Source organism: Methanobrevibacter sp. 87.7 (assembly GCF_002208625.1).
Classification (GTDB): domain Archaea; phylum Methanobacteriota; class Methanobacteria; order Methanobacteriales; family Methanobacteriaceae; genus Methanarmilla.
Genome location: NZ_MRCT01000086.1, coordinates 1 through 8,213 on the forward strand (window position 1 = coordinate 1; position 8,213 = coordinate 8,213).

General features: G+C 25.3%; 8 protein-coding genes. All 8 read right to left on the minus strand.

Annotated features, from left to right (window positions below; genetic code table 11):
* Positions 1 to 137: 137 nt before the first annotated feature.
* The gene (locus BGI41_RS05305) at positions 138 to 818 is read right to left on the minus strand and encodes a bifunctional precorrin-2 dehydrogenase/sirohydrochlorin ferrochelatase (protein WP_088539243.1); all 681 of its coding nucleotides are present in this window, start codon (positions 816 to 818) and stop codon (positions 138 to 140) included.
* Between the two features lie 46 nt (positions 819 to 864).
* Complete coding sequence (locus BGI41_RS05310) at positions 865 to 1,356, minus strand: methanogenesis marker 9 domain-containing protein (RefSeq protein WP_088539244.1); 492 nt, start codon at positions 1,354 to 1,356, stop codon at positions 865 to 867.
* A gap of 264 nt (positions 1,357 to 1,620) precedes the next feature.
* A complete protein-coding gene (gene atwA, locus BGI41_RS05315) occupies positions 1,621 to 3,222 on the minus strand; it encodes a methyl coenzyme M reductase system, component A2 (protein ID WP_088539245.1) in 1,602 nt (533 codons plus the stop codon).
* Positions 3,223 to 3,704: 482 nt separating this feature from the next.
* The gene (locus BGI41_RS05320) at positions 3,705 to 4,412 is read right to left on the minus strand and encodes an MJ0144 family RNA dihydrouridine synthase-like protein (protein ID WP_088539247.1); all 708 of its coding nucleotides are present in this window, start codon (positions 4,410 to 4,412) and stop codon (positions 3,705 to 3,707) included.
* 109 nt (positions 4,413 to 4,521) lie between these two features.
* Entirely contained in the window at positions 4,522 to 5,283 is a 762-nt protein-coding gene (locus tag BGI41_RS05325; RefSeq protein ID WP_088539249.1) for a GTP cyclohydrolase III, read from the minus strand.
* 194 nt (positions 5,284 to 5,477) lie between these two features.
* Positions 5,478 to 6,392 (minus strand): 2-phospho-L-lactate transferase, encoded by a 915-nt coding sequence (gene cofD / locus BGI41_RS05330; protein ID WP_088539251.1) that lies wholly within the window; start codon positions 6,390 to 6,392, stop codon positions 5,478 to 5,480.
* 35 nt (positions 6,393 to 6,427) lie between these two features.
* Positions 6,428 to 7,192 carry a coenzyme F420-0:L-glutamate ligase gene (locus BGI41_RS05335; RefSeq protein WP_088539255.1) on the minus strand — a complete coding sequence of 255 codons (765 nt, stop codon included), beginning with the start codon at positions 7,190 to 7,192 and terminating at the stop codon, positions 6,428 to 6,430.
* A 192-nt stretch (positions 7,193 to 7,384) separates the two neighbouring features.
* Positions 7,385 to 8,023 (minus strand): IMP cyclohydrolase, encoded by a 639-nt coding sequence (locus tag BGI41_RS05340; protein WP_088539253.1) that lies wholly within the window; start codon positions 8,021 to 8,023, stop codon positions 7,385 to 7,387.
* Between the last annotated feature and the right edge of the window lie 190 nt (positions 8,024 to 8,213).

Consider the following 8,213-nt stretch of genomic DNA (forward strand, 5'->3'; position numbering starts at 1 on the left):
TATACTTTTTTTAAAAATATACTAAAAATATATTTTTATTAAAAAACTAAAAAAAAACAAAACTAGCAAAAAACAAACTAAAAAAAAAAACAAAAATAATAAAAAAAAAACTAAAATATAATAAAATAAAGTAAAAATTAAATATTATTATTAATTATTTCATCAACAAAGATCTTAATTTTATCAATGTTTTTATCTTTAATACTATTTTTTATATTAGAATCATTTAAAATTTCATAAAGAACCTTTTTTCTTAATTTAGGATTTTCTATTTTAGTTTTAAGTTCTTTTCTTGCATAATCCTGAATTTTTATTTCTAAAATATCTTCATCAGTAATAATAGATTGAATTTTTTGCCTTAATTTCTTAGCCATAAGTGGACTTTTACCACCAGTAAATATTGAAAATTCAACATCATCAATATAAAAACTAGTAGGAACTATTATATTACCATCATCAGTTTTATCTGCCCTATTTAATAATTTTCCTTTAGAAATTAATGAAGTATAATCTGCAAGTTCGTAATCACCAGTTGCAATAATTACAAAATCTGCTTTTTCAACTTCTTCTTTAATAATTTTTTTATTTGATTCCATATATTTTATTTGAGTATCTTTATCAAATTTATATAAATCTGTAAATATTTTAATAAGTTTTCCACCTTTTTCAATAACAGAATTATTTAATTTATCACCAGCAAGAATAACATTTGCTCCTTTATCCAAAAATCTAATTGCTCTACGACTAGCAACTTCACCAGTACCTAAAACAAAAACATTTTTATTTGAAACATTAAAATAAAGACTTAACCAGGACATAATAAACACTTAAAATATAAAAAAATAGATAAAAAAAGTATAAAAATTAATTTGACTCTTGTTTTAAGGATTTAACTCTTAAAATTTTAATAGCCATTCTTAAATCATCCCCACAATCAGATAAAACTTTTTCAGCTTCATCTGGTTCAATTTGAAATGCATCTACAAGAGCAGTTATATTTTCTTCATTAGTATTTTTAATTTTAGCTTTTGAAACTAATTCTTCAGATAATTGTTTTTTTAAATTAGTATACTCTTCAATGCTCATATTAATATTTCTCATAGACATATCTCTTAATGGGCATGGTTTAGTAGGTTTACAACACCATACTAAAGAACCGAAACATGTTCCAGGACCTTCTCCTAATCTTGTTTCTTTAGCAAATTTAGTTTTAATATCTACATATTCTTGAGGTGAAAGTCCAGCTTCACGTAAAGCATTTAAAAGTGGACATGGTTTAACTGGTGGACAACAAAAAGTTAATCCCCTAAGATCTCCTCCTCTACATATATGTGAAGGCATATTATCCCAAGACATATTCTTTTCCTCCAATTATATAAAAATATAATTTAATCATATTAGAAAATAAATCTTATAAATAAATTAAAGTAATTATAAAAATAATAAAAAATTTAATTAATAATAAGATTTTATAACATTCATAGATATAAATCTTATAATTTATAAAAGTAATTATTTTATAGTATAAAATCACAAAAAAATAAAGTTTTATAAAAAATTAAAAAAATCAAGAAATGAAAAAATAATAAAATTTTATAAAAAAAAATAAATCAATAAAAATTATTGATTTTTAAGCATATCTTCTTTTTCTGATGAAGTTAATTGTTTAACAATTTCTTCAGGAGTACCAACATTTAAAAGTTTTCCTCCTCTCATTAAACCAGCACGATCACAAACATCAAGAACAAAATCCATATCGTGAGAAATAATAATAAATGTTTGTTTTAATTCATCACGAGCTTTAAGTATTGAATCAGTAACAATAACTCTTGTAATTGGATCCATAGTACCAGTTGGTTCATCAAGCATTACTATATTAGGTTCTCTAATAAGAACTTGTGCAATAGCTACCCTATGTTTTTCTCCTTCACTTAATTCATCAGGATATTTATTTAAGATTTCACTTACTTGTTGAGATGTAAATCCTACAGCTTCAAGAACATGTAAAGCTTGGATTTTAGCAAATTCTGCAGGTAAATCTAGACTAATAGAATTTGAAAGGTTTCCAAGAACATCCCTATAAGGATATAATGAAAATTCTTGATGTAATAAACCAATATATGGAATTACACGACCTCTTGCAAGTGGTCCTGGTTGTGACATATCAATCCAGTCATCACCTAATTTAATAGAAACTTTACCAGAACTAGGTTCAGTAAGACCTTTAATCATTTTAGTTAAAGTTGTTTTTCCTGCACCACTTAATCCAACAAGACCAAATATTTCTTGTTCATTAATTTCAAGAGAAACACCATCTACAGCTTTAACTACTCCTCTTTCAATTGAATAATAATGTTTTTTAACATCTTCAATTTTTACAACAGGTGCACCATGTTCATGAGATTCTACTTTTTTAGGAACTGGTACTGTATCTAAAAATGATTCTACAACTTTTACAGGATCTCCAGAATGTGCAATTTCACCATCTTCTAACCAGATAACTATATCTGCTAATTTTTCCATAACTTCTGGCCAGTGAGAAGTAATTACCATAGTAATTCCTTTATCTTTAATTGCATCTTGAAGATTTTGATGAAGTGTTTCTGCAGTTTGTGGATCTAATGTTCCAGTAGGTTCATCAGCTAAGAATAACATTGGATTTTTAGCAATTTGTCTTGCAATTACTACTCTTTGTTTTTCTCCACCACTTAAATCACGAGCAATATGAGTAACCCTATGATTCATCTGAACCATATCAAGAATATCTAAAGCTTTATAAATTCTTTCTTCATATTCTCCTTCATCACCCATTGCTTTAAGTACATTTTCAATTACAGTAGCTTCATCATACAATGCAAAGTTTCTTTGAAGCATAATAGCAATTCTTCTTTTAATTGCATTGAATTCTAATCTGTCACAATCCCATAAATTAATATCTCTTAATTCGAGAGTTTCTCCACATTCAGGACATTTTTCTCCAGCTTTAGAAGGTGCTTCAACATGTAAACATTTAGGGCATATTGCTACATGGAAAATCATTTCTCCACTATCAGGAGCATATTCTTTAGTTCCACGCATCATATTAATTAAAACAGATTTTCCAGATCCACTACGACCTAAAATACCTAATGTTTCACCTTCATTAAGTTCTAAATTAATATCTTTTAAGACTTGAACCCCATTAAAAGATTTACTAATATTTTTTAATGTAATAAACTTCATAAATCCACCTTTATAAGAAAATTAAAATAATAAATAAATTTATACTTTTCATTAAATAAAAAAATTATACTTACAATATATTTTAAAAATCATTATTTATAAAAATTTCTAAAAAATAGAATTTTAAAAACTATATTTAATTTAAAATAAAGATTAAAAATTAAAATTAAACTAATTATTTTTTAAAATTCCAAATAATATAATATTAATTTTAGAATAATTACTATATAATAGTTTTTATAAAAAATAAAATTGATATAACCCCGTTATAATTTTTTAAATAAATACTAAAAAAGAAGGAAAATTAATATTGTTCTAAAAATAACGAATAAAGTATAAATTATGAAATTAAAAGACTTGAATTTAGAAAAATTAGGATAACAAATAGAATAACCTAAAAAAACTTATAAAATAATAAAAAATAGCTTAAAAAAATAATAAAATACAATTAATTAAATATTAATAAAATTTAATTAAAATTCCTAAATATCATTTAAATCAAAGTTTAACTTTCCATTTATTGCAGCACGAGCTATTGAAAAACCATCAGCCCCTGCATTTAAAATTTTATGTACTTTATCTAAACTATCAATAGAATTATTTCCAATAATAAAAATATTTGTATTATTCGATATTTTACTTATTAAATCATAATCTGCATCAAAAATACCTGGTTTCATTGCATCAACATGCAAATAATCTGCACCAGCATCATCAATAAGTTTTGAAATAGCTAATGTATCTACATCATCAACATTTCCTCTTATTTTAACAGAAACTTGAGCATCAGAATTATCTACAACTTTCTTAATATAATCTTTTAAATCAGGTCTTTCAAGCATTGCTTGACCACAAGAAATTCTTTGTAATTCTTCTTGTCTACAATGACAATTAATCTCAACAATATCAACAGATTCTAATTTACTAACTTCAATAATTCTATCAGGATTAACACTTCTTAAATTAACAGAAACTTGAGCATCAGAATTATTTTTAACTTTAGATGCTTCATCATCAATGAAACTTATAATCTTAGAATAAGGTATGTTAAATTCTTTCCTTCCTCTTTTAATAATTTTAGAGCCAGCATCAATAGATAATTTATCAATATTAAATCCACCTAATGTAACTGTATCAAAACCATATGGAATTAATTTTAATGCAAAATCTCCATTACAAATACCTGCCATAGGTGCTAAAACTTTAATATATAAAACGCTCCTTAAAATAAAAAACAGTAGAAAAAAATTAAAAATCATAAAAAATTATTTAAGAATAATATGATTAAAAATTTATAAATTAACAACCTTTTTCAAAAACTTCAGTCCATTCAACATTATTTCCTCTACGGATTTTTCTTAAACCTAAATCAGCCATATATGCAGCATCTTCAGCATTTCTACCTCTACCAATACCTGCTTTAAGACCAATTCCTATTTCTTCTTTAATTTTAATTAAAATTTCTTTAATTTCTTCTTCAGATAAACCATTACATGGAGCCATGAAATTATCTCCACCAATAAAGAATAATAATGCTCCTTTCTTAATAAGTTTAGTCATTAAATAATGTTGTGCTTTATTTACCATAAAATTAGTATCAAAAGCAGATTCTTTATCAGTTAATGTTTCTGTAACACTATTAATATCAACATGAGCAACTTGAACATAAGAATCATCAGAATCAGCCATAGAATCAATAGCTAATATTTCTTTCCTATTAGATGATTGAGCTCCTCCTTCATGTTGTAATGCAAGAGTTGCTTTTAATTGAGCTTCATGAGGTGTTTTTGCTGCACCTACACCCATACTTATAGTAACTGGGTATCTATTTCTTATAGATCTTTGTATTCTTAAATGGTCCTCTTTATTTAAACCATTTGTAATAGCTAACATATTATCAAATCTTGTAAAGAAGACTAATCCTTTTTTCATTGCAACTAATCTTTGAACATCTGCAAATAATTCCGCTTGTAAGATTTGAAGGTCAGACTCATTACGAGGTCTTGGAGTAACAGTCCATGGACCATAATTATCAATTTGTATTAATGTCATTTGAATCATATTATTCACCATTAATAAACTATATTATTTTAATAGTATTTAATTATTTTTAGTTTTACTTAAAAATTAAGATTTATATATAAAAACATGAAAAATTAAAAAATTAAATTTAAAGTTATAATTAAAAAATATAACAATAAATAAAATTAATTTTTATAATAATCTAAAACTATTTAAAAAGATTATTTCAATATCTAAAGGTTATAAGAATCTAAAACCATTTTTGCAAGATTCTTTTTAATATCTAAAGATTTCATCATAGTATTACATATTCCAACATCACCTATAATATTTTTAACATCCTCACTTAAATTTTCATCTTGAGAATCAATAATCAATTTATCTACAAAATCAGAGTATAATTTTGCAACACCTATACATGATGCCTCATAACCTAAAGCATTCATAAACTTACTTGCAGGGCCACTTACTGCACCCTCACCTACCATAGGAGATATTGCTACAACAAATTTATTTTTTAATGCATCTTTTACACCCTCAATTGAAACAATAGGCATAATAGAAGTTATAGGATTTGATGGACCAATAATAACCATATCAGAATTTTTAATTGTATCTATTACTTCTGGAGCAGGAGGAACAATTGAATATACAACATCATTAACTTGAGGCTTACATTGTTTATCAATTAAAAAATCATGAAAATCTAAATTACCAATATCAGTATCAATATAAATATCAGAATCAATATCACTCATAGGCATGACTTTAGATTTAATACCTAATTTTTTTCTTTGTAAATCAACAATTTCAGATAATTTATATCCTTCTTTTAATAATTTAGTTTTCTGAATCATTATTGCACGATCTTTATCCCCAATTCTTAATTTTTCAGGACAACCTAATTTTTTAAGAGTTTCACTTGTAACATATGTATCTCCTTTAATACCATACCAAAATTCTTCATCAATCATGTCTATTAAGGTATACATTACAACATCAATATCTCCACTAATATAAACTCCAGAAAAATAATTATTTTCAACAGTATTTACAATAATACTTAAATCTTCCACATCAACAATTTCTTTTAAACCTTGAAGTAATTTTGGAGTTCCAGTTCCTCCAGATAAAACAGTGATTTTCATAATTGCACCTAAATATAAAATTAAAAAAGAAAAATTTAATTTCTAAATACATCAAATTCTTTAGGACGAAGAAGTGGATGAATATCACTTTCAGTGTTTCTTAAATTATCAAATGCAGAAAATCCTCTAATAATAACAACAGGTAAACCTTCATCAGCTTGACCTTGCACTAATGAAGCTGCAGCTGCAAGTTCATCTGCAGTAGCTACCTCAGAACTATGTAATTTTCTACCATATAAATCTTCCTCACCTTGTCTTTTCCATAAAGGATCAATACCAGAACATCCAATAGCAACACCTACTGCACCAACCCTAAATGCTCTTCCTTGAGTATCAGTAATTATTACAGCTAATTCTTTACCAGTAACTTCTTCAAGCTCTTCTCTAATTTTTCTTGCAGATAAATCTGTATTTTCTGGCATAGGAGTTGCTAATCCATCACCAACATTTGATTCATCAATTCCAGAGTTTGCACAAACAAATCCTTGATTTGTTTCAGTAATAACAAAATCAGGTCCTACTGCAACAACTTCTCTTGCCTCTTGAATAATAGCCTCAACTAATTTAGAATCTTTTTTAGATTTTTTAGCAATTAATATTGCATCATCTGAAGGCAAAATATCACCTAATTTTATAACATTACCTTCAGCTTTAGAAACAAGAGTTTCAGCAACTAATATAATATCTTTATCTTCAAGAGTTTTTCCTTGATCTTTCAATGCTTTTAAAATTAATCCTGCAATATTTTCCCCTTTATTAACTATAGGAATTCCTTCTAATCCAAATAATTCTAAACTCATAATATCATCACAATTTAAATTTTTTACTAAATACATTCAACAACAACATAAACTAATATCCTTATAAAAATGAAATATTCTACATATAAAAAGTATAAATTAATATATCATAATATTTTCTATTTAAAAATATTAAAAATTATTATAAACTAAGTAAAATTTAGTATATAAAATTATTATAAACTAAATAATTTATTCATCAAAATCTGGCACTATTGCAGAAGTATCCCATCCATCATCATAAACAGAAGCAACAGAAGTTACAGGATGTTCAAAATCTGCAAATTCTCCTTGATCAAAAATATATTGAGCAATTTCTTCACTAGTAGATGCATCATATTCTACAGTATGAGGTTCTTGATGTTCATATACAGAAATATATACTGCTTGACCATAATCTAATTTTTCAACAAGAATTTTTGAATCAGTTACAATACCTACATATGCTTCATATTCATCTTCATTAGTACTTGAAGTAACAACAGCAGCAATACGTGGAGTATGATAATCATCTTTTTCATAATCCATAGTTAAAAGAGAATAAGCAAGTGCATCTTTTATATTCATACCCATAGCAAGTTTATCTGCAATAACGTCAGTTTGAGAACCATTAGATACAACAACTAAATTATTAACAATTCTAATACAATTATATGCAATATATGTATTTTTAAAAATATCAGTTTCAAAACCAGGTCTAGGAATTATTGCTGCTTCCTTACCATTTACTTTTGCTTGTCTATTAGGAAAATGCCTACTTGATACCCTATATGCAACAAAAGGTTTCTTATCACTATTCATTCCTACTGCTAAAATTCTTCCTAAATACATTAAATTCCTCCTAAATAAAAAAATGTTTTACATTTAAAAATAGATTTGATAAACAAAATATTTATTATTTATTATTTAATTTTTTAAAAAAAATAAAAAATTAGACTAAAATAAAAATAGAAAATTAAATATTAAAATAAAAAATTAATATAAAAAAGAATATAAAAACTAAAATAAAGAAAAACAAGAC